Origin of the sequence: Mesorhizobium sp. LNJC405B00 (genome assembly GCF_000502615.1) — a bacterium.
Lineage (GTDB): Bacteria > Pseudomonadota > Alphaproteobacteria > Rhizobiales > Rhizobiaceae > Mesorhizobium.
On the sequence record NZ_AYWC01000003.1, the window covers coordinates 514,369 to 532,236 of the forward strand.

At 63.8% G+C, this 17,868-nt stretch carries 15 protein-coding genes; 2 read left to right on the top strand and 13 right to left on the bottom strand.

Features of this window, described 5'->3' with window-relative positions:
• Positions 1-27: 27 nt before the first annotated feature.
• Together X756_RS156430 and X756_RS156425 are read right to left on the bottom strand one after the other, a co-directional pair.
• Positions 28-966, bottom strand: coding sequence for a sugar ABC transporter substrate-binding protein (locus X756_RS156430; protein WP_023668529.1), 939 nt, complete (start codon positions 964-966; stop codon positions 28-30).
• A 128-nt stretch (positions 967-1,094) separates the two neighbouring features.
• Entirely contained in the window at positions 1,095-2,027 is a 933-nt protein-coding gene (locus X756_RS156425) for an ABC transporter permease (protein ID WP_245263948.1), read from the bottom strand.
• A gap of 337 nt (positions 2,028-2,364) precedes the next feature.
• On the opposite strand from X756_RS156425, the gene X756_RS156420 reads away from it, so the two are divergent.
• Positions 2,365-3,327: a sugar-binding transcriptional regulator gene (locus X756_RS156420; protein WP_023668527.1), complete on the top strand. Its 963-nt coding sequence runs from the start codon at positions 2,365-2,367 to the stop codon at positions 3,325-3,327.
• A 17-nt stretch (positions 3,328-3,344) separates the two neighbouring features.
• On the opposite strand, the gene X756_RS156415 is transcribed toward X756_RS156420, so the two are convergent.
• The 8 genes from X756_RS156415 to X756_RS156380 form a co-directional block, all read right to left on the bottom strand.
• Entirely contained in the window at positions 3,345-3,938 is a 594-nt protein-coding gene (locus X756_RS156415; RefSeq protein WP_031237991.1) for a hypothetical protein, read from the bottom strand.
• A gap of 97 nt (positions 3,939-4,035) precedes the next feature.
• Complete coding sequence (locus X756_RS156410; protein WP_023729285.1) at positions 4,036-5,523, bottom strand: FGGY family carbohydrate kinase; 1,488 nt, start codon at positions 5,521-5,523, stop codon at positions 4,036-4,038.
• 20 nt (positions 5,524-5,543) lie between these two features.
• Positions 5,544-6,866 carry a homoserine dehydrogenase gene (locus X756_RS156405; RefSeq protein WP_023729286.1) on the bottom strand — a complete coding sequence of 441 codons (1,323 nt, stop codon included), beginning with the start codon at positions 6,864-6,866 and terminating at the stop codon, positions 5,544-5,546.
• Between the two features lie 161 nt (positions 6,867-7,027).
• Positions 7,028-8,131 carry a mandelate racemase/muconate lactonizing enzyme family protein gene (locus X756_RS156400; protein ID WP_023729287.1) on the bottom strand — a complete coding sequence of 368 codons (1,104 nt, stop codon included), beginning with the start codon at positions 8,129-8,131 and terminating at the stop codon, positions 7,028-7,030.
• A gap of 17 nt (positions 8,132-8,148) precedes the next feature.
• Positions 8,149-8,856: a GntR family transcriptional regulator gene (locus X756_RS156395; protein WP_023729288.1), complete on the bottom strand. Its 708-nt coding sequence runs from the start codon at positions 8,854-8,856 to the stop codon at positions 8,149-8,151.
• Positions 8,857-9,037: 181 nt separating this feature from the next.
• Positions 9,038-10,192, bottom strand: coding sequence for an efflux RND transporter periplasmic adaptor subunit (locus X756_RS156390; protein ID WP_023687079.1), 1,155 nt, complete (start codon positions 10,190-10,192; stop codon positions 9,038-9,040).
• A 14-nt stretch (positions 10,193-10,206) separates the two neighbouring features.
• Positions 10,207-13,395, bottom strand: a complete 3,189-nt coding sequence (locus tag X756_RS156385; RefSeq protein ID WP_023687080.1) for a multidrug efflux RND transporter permease subunit — start codon at positions 13,393-13,395, stop codon at positions 10,207-10,209.
• Positions 13,389-13,649: a hypothetical protein gene (locus tag X756_RS156380; RefSeq protein WP_023668519.1), complete on the bottom strand. Its 261-nt coding sequence runs from the start codon at positions 13,647-13,649 to the stop codon at positions 13,389-13,391. Before X756_RS156380 ends, X756_RS156385 begins: the two co-directional genes overlap by 7 nt.
• 242 nt (positions 13,650-13,891) lie before the next feature.
• Here X756_RS156380 and X756_RS156375 point away from each other — a divergent pair, with 242 nt between their 5' ends.
• Positions 13,892-14,473, top strand: a complete 582-nt coding sequence (locus X756_RS156375) for a TetR/AcrR family transcriptional regulator (RefSeq protein WP_023668517.1) — start codon at positions 13,892-13,894, stop codon at positions 14,471-14,473.
• 438 nt (positions 14,474-14,911) lie between these two features.
• Here the strand turns inward: X756_RS156375 and X756_RS156370 are convergent, their stop codons facing one another.
• From X756_RS156370 to X756_RS156360, 3 genes are all read right to left on the bottom strand, one after another.
• A complete protein-coding gene (locus X756_RS156370; protein ID WP_023668516.1) occupies positions 14,912-15,934 on the bottom strand; it encodes a LacI family DNA-binding transcriptional regulator in 1,023 nt (340 codons plus the stop codon).
• 136 nt (positions 15,935-16,070) lie between these two features.
• Positions 16,071-16,865: an ATP-binding cassette domain-containing protein gene (locus X756_RS156365; RefSeq protein ID WP_023668515.1), complete on the bottom strand. Its 795-nt coding sequence runs from the start codon at positions 16,863-16,865 to the stop codon at positions 16,071-16,073.
• Between the two features lie 4 nt (positions 16,866-16,869).
• Positions 16,870-17,856, bottom strand: coding sequence for an ABC transporter permease (locus tag X756_RS156360; protein WP_023729289.1), 987 nt, complete (start codon positions 17,854-17,856; stop codon positions 16,870-16,872).
• Positions 17,857-17,868: the final 12 nt, after the last annotated feature.

Genomic DNA, 17,868 nt, shown 5'->3' on the forward strand with positions numbered 1-17,868 from the left:
TGGTGCTCTCTTAAGCGGTGCCGGTCGTTACGGATGCTTGGCGATGAACTGCTCGACATTGTCCTTGGTGGTCAGCGTCGCATCCTGCAGCTGTTCGGCCGGAACGCTCTCGCCCGCCACCAGCTTGATCGCCGCATCAACGGCGAGACGGCCCATGCCTTGCGTCTGCTGCGTCGCGGTGACGTCGAACACGCCGTCCTTCAGCGCCTTGAGCGCGGCCACGTCGCCATCGAAGCCGGCAACCCAGACCTTGTGGCCGGGATTAGCGACCTTGACCGCCTGTGCCGCACCCAGCGCCAGCGCATCGGCCTGGCCGATGACGATGGAGACATCGGGATGCGACTGCAGCAGGTCCTGCGTCAGCTTGAAGCCTTCGTCCTGGTGCCAGCCTTCGCTCCACAATTCGCCGACCACCTTGATATCGGGATAGGCCTTGAGCGCTTCGCCGCAGCCCTTCGAGCGATCGACTTCCGGCGTGGTGCCCTTCTGGCCGTGGATGATGATCAGTTCGCCTTTGCCGCCGGCCTGCTTGGCGATGTAGTCGCACACCGCCTGCGCCGAGGCGACACTGTTGGTGGCGATGAAGGTGTCGCCGGGCGCGCCGTCGGCGTTGCGGTCGACATTGACGACCGGGATGCCGGCAGCCTTGGCGGTCTTGGTCGGCACGGTGGCGGCTGTGGCGCCGGCCGGAATGTAGATCAGCGCGTCGATGTTCTGCGTGATCAGATCCTGCACCTGGCTGACCTGGGTCGCTGAATCGCCCTTGGCGTCGACGGTGACGATCTCGATGCCCTTCTCCTTGCCGTAGGCTTCGACCGACTGCTTGATCTGGTTGAAGAAGTCGGCCTGCAAATTGGCCACGGCGAGGCCGAGTTTCTTGGCCTCCTTGGCCGAGGCCATGTCGGTCAGCCCGAGCATAGGAATGATTGCGGCAGCGGCGAGCAGCAGTGAACGTTTGGTGAGCATGTGTTTCCTCCGTTGATAGTCAAACTGTCCCGCCAGCGCATCGCGCCCCTTGGAACATCCCAGTTTCGGATCGACCGATCCGTCTATCGCCCGGACGTTCCGGGCGAATTCTCAATTGTGCCCGTTCTCTATCGCGCCCTGCGCCGCCAGGTATCGCTGGCGACCGCCAGCGCGATCACCACGCCGATCACCACCTGCTGGATGAAGGGCGAGACGCCGAGCAGATTGAGCCCGTTGCGCAGCACGCCGATGATGAGTACGCCGACCGCGGTGCCGCCGATCGAGCCGATGCCGCCCGACAGGCTGGCGCCGCCGATCACCACCGCCGCGATGGTGTCGAGCTCATAGCCGAGGCCGGAACTCGGCTGCACCGAATCCAGCCGCGCGGCGAGCACGATGCCGGCAAGACCCGCAAGTACGCCGCAGATGGCGTAGACCCAGTTGGTCAGTGACTTCACCGGAATGCCGGAGAGCCGCGCCACCTCGGCGCTGCCGCCGATGGCGTAAAGGCTGCGGCCGGTGGCGCGGTAGTTGAGGAAGATGGCGAAGACGATCGCCAGCACCATCATCACCCCGACTGTGACCGACAGGAAGCCGAAATGGCGGATGATCGACAGGCTGGTGAACCAGTCGGGAAAGCCGACGATCTGCGAACCGTCGGTGATCATATTGGCAAGACCGCGCGCCACCGACATCATCGCCAGCGTCGCGATGAACGGCGGCAGCCGGGTGACGGTCACCAGCAGGCCGGACACCAGTCCGCAAAGGCCGGCGACGACCAGTGCTGCAACGACGCCGGCCGCAAGGCCGAGATTGAGATAGTCGGGGTGGGAGACAAAGCCCATCACCATGGCGGCCAGCGCCAGCACCGAGCCGACCGAGAGATCGATGCCGCCGATCAGGATCACCAGCGTCATGCCGATTGCCATGATGCCGAGCACGGTGATCTGGTCGAGCACGTTGAGGATGTTGCGCACGGTGAGGAACGTGTCGGTGGTCAGTGTCAGCGCCAGGCAGAGCAGCAGCAGTCCGATCAGCGGTCCCATGGTTCCGGCAAACAGTGCCGAAAGCTTCGCGGCCGTCGCACCTTGAGTGCCGGGCGCGGCTTTCAACTCGCCAGCCTTCGACTCGCTTGCATCATTACTCACGGCCACTTCGTCTCCTCCGTCAGCGAAACGGCGATGGCCTGCCGTCCGCTCTTGTTCACCAGGCACCTCCCTGTGAACAATTTATCTTTGATATGCAATTTTGTTCAGCTAAACTGTTCATTAGAAAATTGTCAAGAGCCGTTGCGCCATTCGGCGGTGGTTTGCGCCACCGGGCGGTTTGTCCTAGGGAAGGCCAGGGGGCGGCGCTTTGCGGAAAAGATTTCCGAAATCTGCCGCGGGAGGGCAAAAGATGGCGACCGTCGAAAACGAGAAGGCTTCGCGCTTCCCCGATGCCGAGCTCAAGGCCCGCGCCGCCTGGCACTACTATGTCGAGGGTCTGACGCAGGAGCGCATCTCCGAGATCCTCGGCGTCGGCCGCATCAAGGTGCACCGCATTCTCTCCGCTGCCCGCGAGGAGGGCATCGTGCAGTTCCGAATTCGCGACAGTGTCGTCGAATGCGTGCAGCTCGAGGAGAGCCTGAAGCAGCGCTTTGGGCTAAGCCAGGCGGTCGTGGTGCCGTCGGCCGCCGACCGCAGCAACGCGCCGCTGATGATCGGCCACGCGGCTGCCGCCTATCTCGCCGACAATGTGAATGCCGGCGACGTCATTGCGCTGGGCTGGGGCCGCACGCTGAAATTCGCCATCAACGAATTGCCGAGGCGGCCGATCGCCAGGACGACGGTCGTCTCGATGCTCGGCGGCCTCACCCACGCGCAGCCGCTCAACCCGACCGAAAGCGCCTGGGAGTTCGCCGAAAAGATCGGCGCTGAATGTTTCCTCCTGCCGGTGCCGGTCTATGCCGACAAGCCGGAACAGCGCGATGCCTTCATGAGCCAGCGCAGCGTTCAGGATGTGGTCTTCCGCGCGCGCCGCGCCAACATCGCCGTGCTCAGCGTCGGCTCGTTTTCCAAGGACAGCCCGATCGCCAATTACGGCTTCATCAAACCGAGCGAACTCGAGGAATTGCAGGCGGCCGGCGCGGTCGGCGACCTCTTGTGCCATTTCATCGACGCCGAGGGCCACCCTGTCGACCATGAGGTCAACCGCCGCGTCTGCGCCTATCCGCTGCAGGATCTGTCCGATATTCCGAGCATCATCCTGGTGTCAGGCGGTCAGGAGAAGGTCGCCGTCATGCGCGCGGCGCTCGCCAACACCAGGATTTCGGTGCTCATTACCGATGAAGATGCGGCCAAAGGCCTGCTCAACCGTTGAGCGCTGTCCGGCGTCGGTCAGAATTCGCAGGGCTCCGGACGATTGTCGTCCGACCAGTCGGCCAGTGCGATCGGCACGAATTTTCCCGCGACCGGTTTGCCGTCGTCCAGGTCCTTTGAGGCAACGCCTCTGCCGGTGAGAAAATTGATGTCGCAACCGCCCAGCGTCGTCTCGACCGAGCCGTCGGCTTTCTGCACATTCCAGTCCCAGTCGCGACTGTAGCCGGCGACAAGGAATTTACCGCCGCGCCAGACGATGGTCAGCGTTGTATCCCATGATTTGTTGGCGCCGCAGCCGAAGCACGAGGTGACGACAAGCGATCCCTTGCCCTTGCTTTCGAGCCCGAGAATACGGTCCTGCGTCAGCGCCTTTTTGACAAAGTCAGGCTTGCGCGAAGGATCGACCTTTCCTTCGCCGGCAGCCAGATAGATCGAGAGATCCGCCAGCCCGCTGTCGGAATCCGCTGCGATCGCGGCCCGATCCATCCTGCCGTCATTGTCCATGTCGAGCGTGACCTCGAAGGGCGGCTCGTCCTGCGCACGCGCCGTCATCGGAGCTGCCGCAAGCGCGACAATCCAGGGCAGGGCGGCAAGGTGAAATACTGCTTTCATGAGCCCGATGAGTCTAGCATTGGCCGGGCAGGACGCAAAATCGGCAAGCTGGGCAGGTTGGGCATGGGAGCCTCACGCAGGCAAGCTGCGCTTGAACTCAGATCGCACCGAGCCGCGCGTGGATGTCGCGTGTCGCGTGATAGAGGTCGCGGTAGATCGCCTTGCGCGCCCGGTAAGCCGGCACCAGCGTCATATCCGGATCGACACGCCTGGCCGGCGCCGCCGCCATTGCCTTGGCGGCGTCTTCCGCCGAGGCGAACCAGCCGATCGCCGAAGCCGCCAGCATGGCCGCGCCAAGGGCCGCCGCCTCGTTGACCGGCGACACGAACAGCGGCCGCTCCAGCACGCTGGCCATGATCTTCATCAGCAGCGCCGAATTGGTGCCGCCGCCGGCGGCAATCATCTCTCCCGGCTTGCCGCCGCTTTCGGCCTCCATCGCCTCGCTGGCGATGGCCTGCTCCAAAGCGATGCCTTCCAGCGTGGCGCGGAAGAGATGCCTGGGCTCATGGTCGAGCGACAGGCCAACAACGGCGCCGCGCGCCGCGCCATCCCAATAGGGGCTCATGACGCCGGCCCAATAGGGCATGACCAAAAGACCGTCGCCGCCGGCCGCAACATCGACCGCACCCTTCTCCAGTTCTGCCGCGGAAGACGCGCCGGTGGTGCGCACGATCCAGTCGACCAGTTGCATGCCCGAGCGCAGCACGGTTTCCAGCATGAAGCCGGAGCCGGTCGGCGAGACCAGCGTGCGAAACGCGTCCGATGTGGTGACCGTGCCGGAATAGCAGCCGCTGACGACGCCGGAGCCGAGCGAGAGATAGCTCCTGCCGGCACCATAGACGCCCATGCCGAGACCCATAGCCTGGCCATCGCCGGCGCCGGCGACAATTGGCGTGCCCGCTTTGAGGCCAGTCAGCTGGGCAATGCTTTCGGCAAGGCCGCCGCAGATTTCGCCTGGGCCGATCAGCGCCGGCAACTGCCGTGGCTGCAGCCCTGCAGCCGCGACAAGCTCAGGGTGCCATTCGCCTGTCGCGACATCGAGCAAGCCGAGCGGGTCGGCACTTGCCGTGCTGGTAACCAGCCGTGCGGTCAGCCGGTGAACGAAGAAGCCATGAACATCGACCAGGGCGGCGGCGTTGGCCAGCACCTGCGGCTGGTGTTCGGCCAGCCAGGCGATGGCATAGAGCGCCGGCGTCGGATCCGGCGGCTTGCCGCTCCAGTCGCGGATCGTCTCGCGGCCAAGCTCGGCCGACAGCCTGGCGACTTGAGGCCGGGCGCGCTCGTCAAGCCACAGGATCGCCGGGATGAGCGGCGTGCCGGCCTGATCGATCAGGGTGAAGGTCTCGCGCTGATGGGCTATGGCAATTGCCGCCACGCGCGCGGCGCCGACCTTGTCGGCAACCTGCTTCAGCGCACTGATAAGGGCTGCCCACCAATGTTCGGCATCCTGCTCGAAATGGCCGGGCTTAGGATTGGCCAGTGGATAGGCCTCGCGCGCCTGGAACAGGTCCGCGCCGTCGCGGGTGAAGGCGATTGCCTTCACCGCCGTCGTCGAGGCATCGATCCCGATAACGACATCGTCCATCACAGGGAGATCCCGAAGGTTCAGGCGGCGTTGGTCACAAACTGTCCGTCCGACTGGTCGAGACGGCGGCGGATCTGCGTTATCACCATCGAATCGTCGGGTACACAATTTTCATAGGTGAGGAAGTCGCCGGTCTTGACCGGCTTGACCACCTTGGCGCGTTCGGCAATCCCGAGCGGCAGCGCGCCCTTGGCGCGGGCGTCCTCCCAGGTCATGGCGAAGCCGCGATAGTCGTTCTCGCCGATCATGCCGAGCGATTGGCCCGCGCCGAGATCGCTCTTGGCCACCGCCACCGCTTCGGCGACCGGATGGTCGAGGGGCTCCATGTCGGCGCGTTTGTAGACAACGGCGCGCGCCGCCGACAGTGGCACTTCAAGGCTTGTCAGGTGATAGGGACGGTAGATCGTGAAATAGGGGCCCTTGCCGACCTTGAGGTCGACCATGCGCTCCAGCACGCGCGGATGCCTCGTTTCGATGATGCAGAACACGCCGGGCGCCACGCCCTTGCCGATAGAATAGTCCACCACGCCCTTGCGGTGCAGCACGCCGCCATCCTCGCGCGGGCAAAGCACGCTGGCCAGTTCCTCCAGCGTCGCCGTCGGGCCGTGCATGCCCGGCACGTCGGGCACCAGCCCGGTGGCGTTGGCGATAGCCACCATCTCGATCGCCGTCTTGGAACCGTCGACGAACTCGACCAGCATGCGCGCATTCATGTTGCGCTCGGCCGCTTCCTTCTCGTAGTCGGCGGGCATGGCGTCGATCTTGAGCGGGTTGTTTTTGCCCTTGCCGGCGGCGATGATGTTGAAGCCGAGGCTCTTGGCGAAGCCGATGATCTCCAGCGTGCAGGCGGGTTCGTCGCCGGCCGCACCGGTGTAGACCACGCCGGCCTTGCGCGCTTCCTCCTTGAGGAAGCGGCCGATCGTAATGTCCGCCTCGACATTGAGCATAACGATGTGCTTGCCGTTCTTCATCACTTCGAGCGCAAACAGCGTGCCGATGTTGGGATTGCCTGTCGCGTCGATGATGACATCAATGCGGCCGGCCGCGGCCAGCGCATGCAGATCTTCGGTGACAGCGATCTTGCCGGCCTCGATGGCGCGGTCGATGGCAGAGGCGGTCGCAGCCTGGACGATGTCGGAGCGGTCATGGCCGGCGAGCAGTGCGGCATCGATCGCCGCTTGCGGGCGCACCTCGGAAATGGCACCGATCCGCATGCCCGGCATCAGCGCCACCTGGACGACGATGTCGGTGCCCATCTGCCCGGCGCCGGCGAGACCGATGGTGATAGGCCCTTGGGCTTCAGCGCGCTGCAGAAGTTCCGCTGCAAATTGCGGATGGGCCATATCGCTTCCTCCAGTCACGACGCGCCGCAGCGTCAAATCATCATTTTGAACATTCCTATTTCCATTTGAAAAATATTTCAACCCGCAAATCGGAGAATGGCTGCAGGACCAAATCTCCCGCGGAGGATTCGTGGGGTGACAGCTTCATGCTGCGCTTGATCTCAGCCGATCTCTAGGAAAGGCTTGCCGAGCAGGTCGGGCACGACATCGATGCCGAGGCCGGGCCCGTCGGGAATGCCCATGTGGCTGCCGGTGACCGGTGGGGCGTTGGAGGCCGTGCGCACCGTCACCCACTCATGGAAGGCGATGGCGTGCAGCCGGCGTTCTTCCGGCGTCGACAGCGACAGATGCGCCATCGCCGCCGTGTCGATCTCGGCGCCGCCCGTATCCTCGACGGTGATCATGAAACCGAGATCGACGGCGACGTCGCGGATTTGCCTTGTCCTGGTTACGCCGCCAAGCCGCGAGATCTTCAGCGTCAGCCCGTCGGCGGCGCCCAGGCGGTGGATTTCCACCATCGCCTCGAGCGAGATGACGCTCTCGTCCAGCACCATCGGCTTGTCGAGCATGCGGCGCACCGACATGTTCTCCTCGATCGTCGTGCAGGGCTGCTCGAACGTGTAATCGATGCCGCGCGTGGCATCGGCGAACTGCCGCGCCTGGTAGGGTGTCCAGCCGGCATTGGCGTCGCAGAAAATCACCGTGCCTTTCGGCACGGCCGAAGCGACTGCGCTCACCCTGTCGATGTCGTCATGCACATTGCCGCCGACCTTGACCTGCAGCCGCCGGCAGCCTTCCGCGATGATCCTTTTGGCCAGTGCCGCCATCTGGTCGAGCGTGCCGTGAGTGACGACGCGGTAGGTCTCCGCCATGTCGCTCTCGCGGCCGCCAAGCATGGTCACCAGCGGCACGTCGGCGGCCCGGGCCGCCAGATCCCAGCAGGCCATGTCGAGCGCCGACTTGATGTAGGGATGGCCCTTGAACACCGTATCCATCAATCGGCCGATGCCGGCGAGGCCACGCGGGTCCTGGCCGATCAGGTGCGGCGCGATCTCGACCACGCCCGCACGCGTTCCCGCCGGAAAGGCGGCCGAATAGAAATTGCCGAGCGGCGCCATCTCGCCCCAGCCGGTTACGCCGCTGTCGGAGGTGATGGCGACGATCACCGCATCGAAGCAGTCTGCAACCCGCCCCTTGGACATGCGGTAGGGCCCGTCCACGAAGGGCTGCACGACGCGATAGGCCTTGATGGTTTTGATCTGCACTTGTCTGTCCGTTGTCTCTAGGCGTTGAGGAGGGTCAGCCCTTCGATGTTCCGCTGCTCGAGGCCACGCGCATAGGCAAGCAGCTCTTCGAAATCGAGGTCGATATGCTCGCGCGCATGGCGCTGGGCAGCGCGCATGTCGGCGCCCTTCAAGAGCCGCACATAGGTTTCGTGGAGATCTTCGGCCGGCACCGGCTCGTTGCGGGCCCGCTGGTGCAGGGCAAAGTACATTTGCAGCCGGCTGGTCAGCCGCTGCCAGGTTTCCAGCAGCACCGAATTGTCGGCCCATTCATAGATCAGCCCGTGCAATTGCAGTGCGGTCTCGATCTGGCGGGTGGTGTCGCGCGCGTGCGTTGCCTGCTTCACCGCTTCGTGGCGGCGGTCGAGTTCATCGAAGAAGCGCTGGTCGCGCAGCTTCCATGTCCGCTCGATGGCGAATTCATCGAGCACCTTGTTCAGCGAGTAGGCGTCGTCAATGTCCTTGGCGGTGACATCGATGACGAAGGTGCCGGCATAGGGAATGCTGGTCAGGATGCCTTCCTGCACCAGCTCGCGCATCGCCTCGCGCAACGGCGCACGGCTGACCCGCATCTGCTCGGCGATCCTCAGCTCGTTGAGCTTTTGGCCGGGTTCCAGCTGGCCGGTCAGGATCGCGCGCCGCAACAGCGCGACGATCTCGGCCCGGCGTGTCGTATCCGCGATCGGACTGAAGTCCAGCTTGGCCATTCCGTCACTCCAGTGAGAGCCGGAAACCAGACAAGCAGATTGTCGACAATCCTACAAGATGATTGTTCCGGATTCTTGTGCCTTGCGGTTACTCCAAAAACGGCGTGCGGCGCTCCATAAAAAAACGGCGCCCTCGGCGTGGAAGCCGAAGGCGCCGCAGGACCGGGGCTGATGGGGGTTATCAGCTGGCCGGTTTCTCCTGGGGCAACGGCGAGATCGGCATTCCTGGTCCGATTTTCTGCAGATTGCCCGTTATCACCTGGTCGCCTTCGGCAACGCCGCTGAGGACCGCCACAAGGTCGCCGCTGGTCGCGCCAAGCGAGACGATGCGCTGGTCGACCGTGTTGCCCTTGCCGACGACATAGACATATTTGCCGAGCTGGCTCGAACCCAGCGCCACCTGCGGCACCATCAGCGCGTCGGGCAGCTGCTTGATGTGCAGCCGCACGCGGACATACTGGCCCGGCAGCAGCGAGAACTTCGCATTGCCAATGGTGGCGCGCGCCGTAATCGTGCCGGTCGAGTGGTCGACCGTGTTGTCGATGAAGGTGAGTTCGCCCTTCTGGCTGGCTTCGGTCTCGCCGGGCAGCAGCACCTCGACCTCGATCGGGCCGGCGGCGCGGGCCTGTTCGATTTCGGCCAGGTCCGTCTCGCTCGGATTGAAGGTGACGTAGATCGGGTCGAGCTGCACCAGCGTGTTCAGCACCGTGCCGGCGACGCTGACCAGCGTGCCGACCGAAGCCTGGTTGCGGCCGACGCGGCCGGCAAACGGAGCGTGGATTTCGGCGTAGCTCAAATTGAGCTCGGCCGTCCGCACCGCCGCCTGGTTGACGGCAAGCGACGCTTCGGCCTGGCGCAAGGTGCTCGTGCGCTGGTCGAACCCGTCCTTGGCGAGATAACCGCTCTTGGCGAGTTCGGAGCCGCGGCCGAGATTGGAGCGTGCATAGTCGAGGCTCGCCTGGTCGCGCTGCACTTCGGCCTTGGCCTGGTCGAGAGCCGCCTTGAAGTCGTCGGGCGAGATCTTGTAGAGCAGATCACCCTGGCGCACATCGGCGCCGTCCTCAGCCGTCTGCTCCTGCAGATAGCCGGGCACGCGGGCCTGCAAGGTGACGCTGCGGATCGCCTCGATGCGGGCGGCGTAGTCAAGGTAGATCGGGATCGTCTTCTTGACCACGCTCGTCACCGGCACCGGCATGACGAATGCCGCAGGTGCTGCCGTCGCTGCCGCCGTGCCGGCATTGAGGCTGAGATTGCCCATGTCGAGGAAGTGGACGCTTGCCACCGAGATCGCTCCCAGGGCGACGGCCGTTCCCAAAGCTATTTTCCATTTACGCATTTTGGTCTCCAATTCTATTCGGCTGCTTCGGCCAGGCGCATCGGCGCTGGTTCGGCAGTCGGTTCATTATTGTCCTGGTCATGAGCAGCGTTCGGTTCGCTGCGCACGCGGCCTTCGCGCAGCTGTTCGATGACCGCGTAGAAGACTGGCACGAACACCAGCGACAGGATGGTCGCCGCGACCATGCCGCCAAACACGGTGGTGCCGATCGACTGCCGGCTTGCCGCACCCGCACCCGTCGCAAACATCAGCGGCAGCACGCCGAGGATGAAGGCGAAGGCCGTCATCAGGATCGGCCGCAGCCTCAGCCGCGCAGCTTCCATTGCCGCGTCGACAATGCTCAGTCCCTCCTCGCGCCGCCGCCTTGCAAACTCGACGATCAGGATCGCGTTCTTGGCGGCGAGGCCGATCAGCATGACGAAGCCGATCTGCGAGTAGACGTCGATCTGCATGCCGCGCAGGAACAGGGCTGCGAAGGCGCCGAACAGGGCCAGTGGCACCGCCAGCAGCACCATGAACGGCATCGCCCAGCTCTCATACTGCATCGCCAGGATCAGGAAGACGAAGACGATGGCGAGGCCGAAGACGACCGACGCGATCGATCCTGCCTTGAGCTCCTGGAAGGTGATGCCGGTCCATTCGAAACCGAAATCCCTGGGCAAAGCGGTGGCGGCGGCCCGTTCCATCGCGGCAACCGCCTGGCCCGACGAGAAGCCGGGGGCTGCGCCGCCATTGATGGTGGCCGAGGCGTTGTTGTTGTAGTGCGGCACGGTTTCCGGGCCGACGAACGGCACCAGTTTGCCCAGTGTGCTCAGCGGCACCATGCCGCCGGAGGCGTTGCGCACATAGAGCCGCGAAAGGTCGCCTGCGTCGGCACGTGCATCCTTGTCGGCCTGGATGGTCACCCGGAAGGTGCGGCCGAACAGGTTGAAGTCGTTGACGTAGAGCGAGCCGAGATAGATCTGCAGCGTGTTGAAGACGTCGGGCAGGTTGAGGCCGAGCAGTTTGGCCTTGCTGCGGTCGAGGTCGTAGTTGAACTGCGGCGTCGAGGTCGAGAACGGCGAGAACAGCTGCTGCGGGTTGATTTCCGGCTGCTTGCGCGCCTCGGCGATCACGGCTTGCGTCGCGTCGTTGAGGGCTGAACTGCCGCGCCCGGTGAGATCCTCGACGACGAATTCGAAGCCGCCCGTGGTGCCGATACCCGGGATCGAAGGCGGATCGAAGGACAGCGCGAAGGCTTCCGGAATCTGCATCAGCTTGCCGCGCACGTCGGCGACGAGCTTCGACGCGCTCTGGTCGGGGCCGCGCTCTTCCCACGGCTTCAGGATGGCGAACTCGACAGCCGAGTTCGACTGCGCCGCACTGGTCAGGAAGTTCAGGCCGCTGATCGAACCGACAATCTCGACTCCGGGCGTAGCTTGGAGGATGTCGCGCGCCTTCTGCGCCACCGCATCGGTGCGTTCCAGCGAGGCGCCGTCAGGCAGCTGGATGACGACGAAGAAGTAACCCTGGTCCTCGACCGGAAGGAAGGTCGAGGGCAACTTCTGCCAGACGAAGTAGGTGGCCACCAGGCCGGCCGCGAACAAACCGAGCATGATCCAGCGCAGCCGGATGAGGATACGCACGCCGTGCGCATAGGCATGCGACAGTCTGTCGAAGCCCGTGTTGAACCAGCGGAACGGGGCGAACTGCGTCTCGCCGCGATGGCGCAGGAAGGCGGCGCTCAGCGCCGGGCTGAGCGTCAGCGAGTTGAAGGCGGATATGCCGACCGAAATCGCCACCGTCAGCGCGAACTGATTGTAGAGCTTGCCGGAGACGCCGGGAATGAAGGCAACAGGCACGAAGACGGCCATCAGCACTGCGGTGGTGGCGATGATCGGTCCGGTGACCTCGGCCATCGCGGCCTTGGTCGCCGCCAGCGGTTTGAGGCCCGCCTCCAATTGTCGCTCGACATTTTCGACCACCACGATGGCGTCGTCGACGACGAGGCCGATGGCCAGCACCATGCCGAGCAGGGAGAGCATGTTGAGCGAGAAGCCCATCATTTCCATGACCACCATCGTCGCCACCAGCGACACCGGAATGGCGATGGTCGGGATGATCGTCGTGCGCCAGCTCTGCAGGAAGATGAACACCACGGCCACGACCAGCACCAGCGCTTCGCCAAGCGTGATCAGCACGTCATGCATCGATGCCGACACGAAGCGCGTGGTGTCGTAGTGCATGGCGTAGCTGACGCCCTTGGGAAAACGGGCCGACAGTTCCTGCATCTTGTCCTTGACGTGCTGCTGCAGATCGAGCGCGTTGGAACCCGGCATCTGGTAGACGGCGAGCACCACCGTCGGGTCCTTGCCGAAGAAGGCCGACGACGAATATTGCAGCGCGCCGAGTTCGATGCGGGCGACGTCGCGGAGCCGCACCAGCGAGCCGGTGCCGGTGTTGGCGCGCACGACGATGTCGCCGAACTCCTTGGGGTCGCTCAGGCGGCCGACGGCGTTGACCTGCATCTCGAAGGCGGTGCCGGCGGGCGCCGGCGACTGGCCGATCTTGCCGGCGGCCACCTGGACGTTCTGTTCCGAGATGGCATTCTGGACGTCGACGGCGGTGATGCCAAGATTGGCGAGCTTGTCCGGGTCGAGCCAGACGCGCATCGAGTAGCGGCGCTCGCCGAATATCTGGACGTCGCCGACGCCAGGCAGCCGCTTCAGCGGATCGACGACCTGCAGATAGGCGAGGTTACTCAGCGCCACCGGATCGACCGAACTGTCGGGCGAGGTCAGGTTGACGATGAGGACGAAATTTGGGTTCTGCTTCTTGATCGTCACGCCGCCCTGGTTGACGATCGCCGGCAGAGAGGAGGCCGCTTGCGAGACGCGGTTCTGGACGTCGACGGCCGCGGTACTCAAGGAATAGCCGACATCGAAGGTGATGGTGATGGTCGAGGAGCCGTCATTGGAGCTCGACGACGACATGTAGGTCATGCCTTCGACGCCGTTGATCTGCTGCTCCAGCGGCGTCGTCACCGTATCGGCGACCACTTGCGCGCTGGCGCCCGGATAATGGGCGCTGACCACGACCTGCGGCGGCGTGATGTCGGGAAACTGCGAAACCGGCAAAAGGAAATAACAAATCGTCCCGGCGAGCACCATGATGATGGCGATGGCCGAGGCGAAGATCGGACGATGGATGAAAAAGTTTACCACGACACGCAAACCTCTTTAGAAGAACCGGCCTCTTTAAAAGAATGGGCAGACCGGGACAGCCGCCTGCTGCGCACCGAACCCGGGTCCTGCAAAAAATACGAAGACGGCGCCGCGCCGCTGAGGCCCTGCTCATCGGCAACGGTCCTCAGCATCGCTTCGAAGGCGCGCGGGTTGACGCGGTCCGCTTTCATCACCAGCCGGATCATCGGATCCCGGATGGCTTCATCGATGGTCAAATCCTTGCGCTGCGACATTGGAGCGTATCCATTCCAGCGATTCGCATCGGACGATCGCGAACCGGTTTTCATCTCTTCACCGGCCGGAGCCGCATGACCTGCAATTTTCACCCCGTGTGATCTGGCAGGACCAGTTCACGGCCTTGTTATTGACGGAAGGCCACATAGGTGTTACCAGTAAGTAACATTCGGATAGTTACAGACCGGTAACACCCTAGTCAAGAGGTGAACCGAATTTTTAGGGAGACAAGGAGACTGCGATGGCAGACGGCATTACCGATCGTGTGCGCCCCCGGGATCGAATCCTGGAGACGGCGCAGGACATGTTTCACAAGCATGGCATCAAGGGCGTCGGTGTCGACGCCATCACGGAAGCCGCCGGCACCAACAAGATGACGCTCTACCGTCATTTTGAGTCCAAGGACGAACTGATCGTCCAGTGCCTGCGCGCGTCGGCGGCTAAAGGGGCCGCGATGTGGGACCAATTCGAGGCGGAGCATCCCGGCGACAAGCTCGCCCAGTTGCATGCCTGGATTCGCATGGCCGCTGCTTGCCTGGCGGCTGACGGTCGCGGCTGCGACATGGCCAATGCCGCCGCCGAATTGACCGAGCCGGACCATCCCGCCAGGAGCGTGATCAAGGAGCTCAAGAGCGCTCAGCGCGATCGCCTCGTTGCGCTGTGCCGGGATGCGGGCATCGGTCAGGCCGAGCTTCTGGCCGATACGCTGTCGCTGCTGTTCGAAGGGGCGCGCGTCAGCGTGCAGACCATGGGCTGCCAGGGCCCCAGCACGCAGTTCGTGCGCATGGCTGAAGGCCTGATCAGCTCTTTCAGGGCGCGCTGAATTCCAGCTCACCGAGTTTGCAAGGCCCCCTCATCCGGCCGCTTCGCGGCTAGCTCCTCCCCGAGGGGAGAAGAGGCTGGCGCCGGCGCTGATGATCTCCTTTCGCTTTGGCGAGAGGTCGGATTGCAGCGAATTGCTCTTTGCAATTCGGTTTCGGCAATCCGGGTGAGGGCTTTGGATATGCCAAGTTTCATTTGAGAATGAAAAAAGCCCGCTGCCGGGAGGAGGTGGCAGCGGGCTCGATTTCGAGCGAGATGCGGGAGGAGGTGCACCGCGCTCAGCGTCGGCATCGCATCTGGGAGGAGTAGATGGCCGACACCCAGATGAGTACGGGTTGCCCAATGATTCGGCAACAATGAAAGTTGCATGGCTGCTGTGCAGATTTGCGGCATCTGCCCGACTTGTCATACAAATCGGAAAAACCGCCACGGCGCGAAATCACTGCACCGGTACGTTTTCCTTGAAGATCAGCCGTGGCTCGATGAACTTCTTCGTCAGGTAGGGCGCGGCGGACGCGATCGAGCCGAGCAGGCGGATCACAGATTGCTCCGCGATCAGCCGCGCATTCTGGTCGATGACGACATCGGCGAGGTCGTCGACGAGATAGCCGCGCGTTTCCTTGGTCAGGTCGTGGCAGATGAAGACCGGCTTCTTCTTTGGCTTGGCCTCGAGCAGCGCTCTCGCCACACCTGAGCGCCCGGCGCCGACGCAGTAGATGCCGAGCAGTTCCGGCTCGTTGTGCAGCGCCTGCATCGTTGCGGTGTAGCTGCCCTCCGGTTCGTCATTGATCTCGACCGCACTCGAGACCGTGAGATTGGGGAATTCCTCTGTCAGCACCGACCGAAAGCCCATCTCGCGCTCCTCGTGCCCGCGATAGGAACGCGAGCCGACGACCATCGCCAGATGACCCTGGCGGCCATTGAGGAAGCGCCCCATCAACAGCGCCGCCGTGCGTCCGGCAACCCGGTTGTCGATGCCGACATAGGCCGAACGCGGGGCGGCTGGAACGTCGGAGACCAGCGTGACAAGGCGGATGCCTGCCTCGACCACATCGCGCAATATGTTGCGCGTTCGCGGATGATCGACGGCAATGACGCCGACGCCATTGGCCTTCAGCGACAGATTTTCAACCGCCGCCTGCAGCGCTGCCGGCGAGATGCCGCCGAGATTGTGGATCCGGCACGAGGCGACCAGCGGCAGGCGCCCCGCATAGTCCTCGATGTGCCCGGCGAGGTCGATCATGAAACCGTTGGCGCCGATCGGCAGGAAGAATTCAAGATGCGCCGGCCGCGACGGCAGCGTCACCTGATCGACCACCGGCAAATAGCCGAGCTGCTTGGCCGCCTCCATCACCCGTTGGCGGTTGGCGGCGCTCGCGCCGGCCCGGTTGTTCAGAACCCGGTCGACGGTCGCGGTCGACAGGCCGCAGCTCCTGGCTATGTCGGCAACGGTGGCTTTCATGGCTGTAGTCATAGAGCATGATCCCGAAAAGTGGGAACCGGTTTTCTCGGACAAACGGGAACCGTTTTGTCAAAAGGTCATGCTCTACAACGAGTTAGAGCGGATGCGTTTCCGTGCCAGACGGCGCGAAGACGGTTCAGCCGTGCGATGGCCCGCCTTCGATGATGGCGTCGCGGATCTCCTTGTCCGACATCCCGGTGATGATGCGTTCGACCTCGGCCACGCTGGTCTTCTTCGGGTCGATGTCGTCGGCCACCACCTTGCCCCGGCGCATGACGACGATGCGGTCAACCACCTGGAAGACATGGTGGATGTTGTGGGCGATGAAGATGCAGGAATGCCCGGAATCGCGCGCGTTGCGCACGAAGCTCAGCACGCCTTGCGTCTCGGCGACGCCGAGATTGTTGGTCGGCTCGTCGAGGATGATCAGGTCGCTGTCGAAGTGCATGGCGCGCGCGATGGCGACGGCCTGCCGCTCGCCGCCGGACAGGGAGCCGATCGGCGTCGTCGGCGGGATGTTCTTGGAGATGCCGACCTGTTTCAGCAGGTCGCGAGCGACATTGTTCATCGCCTCCTGGTCCATGCGGTTCAAAAAGCGCGGCGGTTTGATCGGCTCGCGGCCGAGGAACAGGTTGCGCGCGATCGACAGCTGCGTCACCAGTGCCGAATCCTGGTAGATCGTCTCGATGCCGTGCGCGATGGCGTCGCTGGTGCTGCGCAGATTGACCTTCTTGCCGCGGATGAAAATGTCGCCGCTGGTCAGCGGCACCGCCCCCGACAACACCTTGATCAGCGTCGATTTGCCGGCGCCATTGTCGCCGAGCAGGCCGACGATCTCCCTTTCGTTGACATGAAAATTGGCGTCTTCGAGCGCCTGCACGCGCCCGTAGGACTTTTTGATGTTGGACATGCGGATGAGCGGTTCAGCCATGGTTCTAGGTCCCTGCCTGATGCCGGCGTTCCAGCCATGAGTGCAGCGCCATCATGCCGAGGATGATGGCGCCGATGAAGATGTTGTAGGCCAGCCCGGGCACGCCGATCAGCACGATGCCGTTGCGCATGACGCGCAGGATGAGGATGCCGAGCACGGTGCCGATGATGGTGCCGCGCCCACCGGTCAGCGCCGTGCCGCCGATCACCACCATGGCGATGACTTCGAGCTCGTAGCCGGTGCCGCTGTTGGGGTTGGCGGCCGACGTGCGCAGCGACGAGATGACGCCGGCAAGCGAAGCCATCACCGACGACATCACGAACAGGCCGATCTTGACGCCGCTGACGTTGACGCCGCGCGCCCTTGCGGCGCCTGGATTGCCGCCGGCTGCCTGGATCCAGTTGCCGGTCCGGCTTTGCGTCAGCACGTAGCCCAGTGCGATGGCCGCCGCGATGAACCAGAAGAGCGACATATAGATGCGGAACGGGCCGATGAAGAAATCACCGACCAGCGCTTCGGCCAGCCAGCTGCCCTCGGCGCTCCACGTCCGCTGCGGAAAGCCGTCGGTGACGAACAGCGCGGTGCCGCGCACGACCAGCAGCATGCCGAGCGTCACCAGGAAGGATGGGATTTTCAGCTGCGTGACGAACCAGCCATTGACCAGGCCGATGAAGGCCGCGATCAGCAGCGCGGCGAGGAAGCCGACCTCCAGCGAGGTCAGGCCGCTGTTGAACAGCGTCCACATCAGCACCGGCGAAAAGCCGAACAGCGAGCCGACCGACAGATCGAATTCACCCGACGTCATCAACAGCGTCATCGCCAGCGCGATCAGCCCGAGCTCGACGGTGAAGGCCAGCGTGTTGGAGATGTTCTGCGGCGACAGGAAATCGTGGTTGATGCTCCAGAACACCGCGATTTCGACGATGAGCAGAACGAAGGGCCCGAATTCCGGCCTCGCGATCAGGCGTTGGATGAGCGAACGGTTTTCCACTGATAACCTGCG

Coding starts and splice junctions, on each gene's coding strand:
- X756_RS156430 (WP_023668529.1), bottom strand. CDS start 966: ATGCTCACCAAACGTTCACTGCTGCTCGCCGCTGCCGCAATCATTCCT.
- X756_RS156380 (WP_023668519.1), bottom strand. CDS start 13,649: ATGTCGCAGCGCAAGGATTTGACCATCGATGAAGCCATCCGGGATCCG.
- X756_RS156415 (WP_031237991.1), bottom strand. CDS start 3,938: ATGAAAGCAGTATTTCACCTTGCCGCCCTGCCCTGGATTGTCGCGCTT.
- X756_RS156375 (WP_023668517.1), top strand. CDS start 13,892: ATGGCAGACGGCATTACCGATCGTGTGCGCCCCCGGGATCGAATCCTG.
- X756_RS156365 (WP_023668515.1), bottom strand. CDS start 16,865: ATGGCTGAACCGCTCATCCGCATGTCCAACATCAAAAAGTCCTACGGG.
- X756_RS156370 (WP_023668516.1), bottom strand. CDS start 15,934: ATGAAAGCCACCGTTGCCGACATAGCCAGGAGCTGCGGCCTGTCGACC.
- X756_RS156420 (WP_023668527.1), top strand. CDS start 2,365: ATGGCGACCGTCGAAAACGAGAAGGCTTCGCGCTTCCCCGATGCCGAG.
- X756_RS156390 (WP_023687079.1), bottom strand. CDS start 10,192: ATGCGTAAATGGAAAATAGCTTTGGGAACGGCCGTCGCCCTGGGAGCG.
- X756_RS156405 (WP_023729286.1), bottom strand. CDS start 6,866: ATGGCCCATCCGCAATTTGCAGCGGAACTTCTGCAGCGCGCTGAAGCC.
- X756_RS156410 (WP_023729285.1), bottom strand. CDS start 5,523: ATGGACGATGTCGTTATCGGGATCGATGCCTCGACGACGGCGGTGAAG.
- X756_RS156395 (WP_023729288.1), bottom strand. CDS start 8,856: ATGGCCAAGCTGGACTTCAGTCCGATCGCGGATACGACACGCCGGGCC.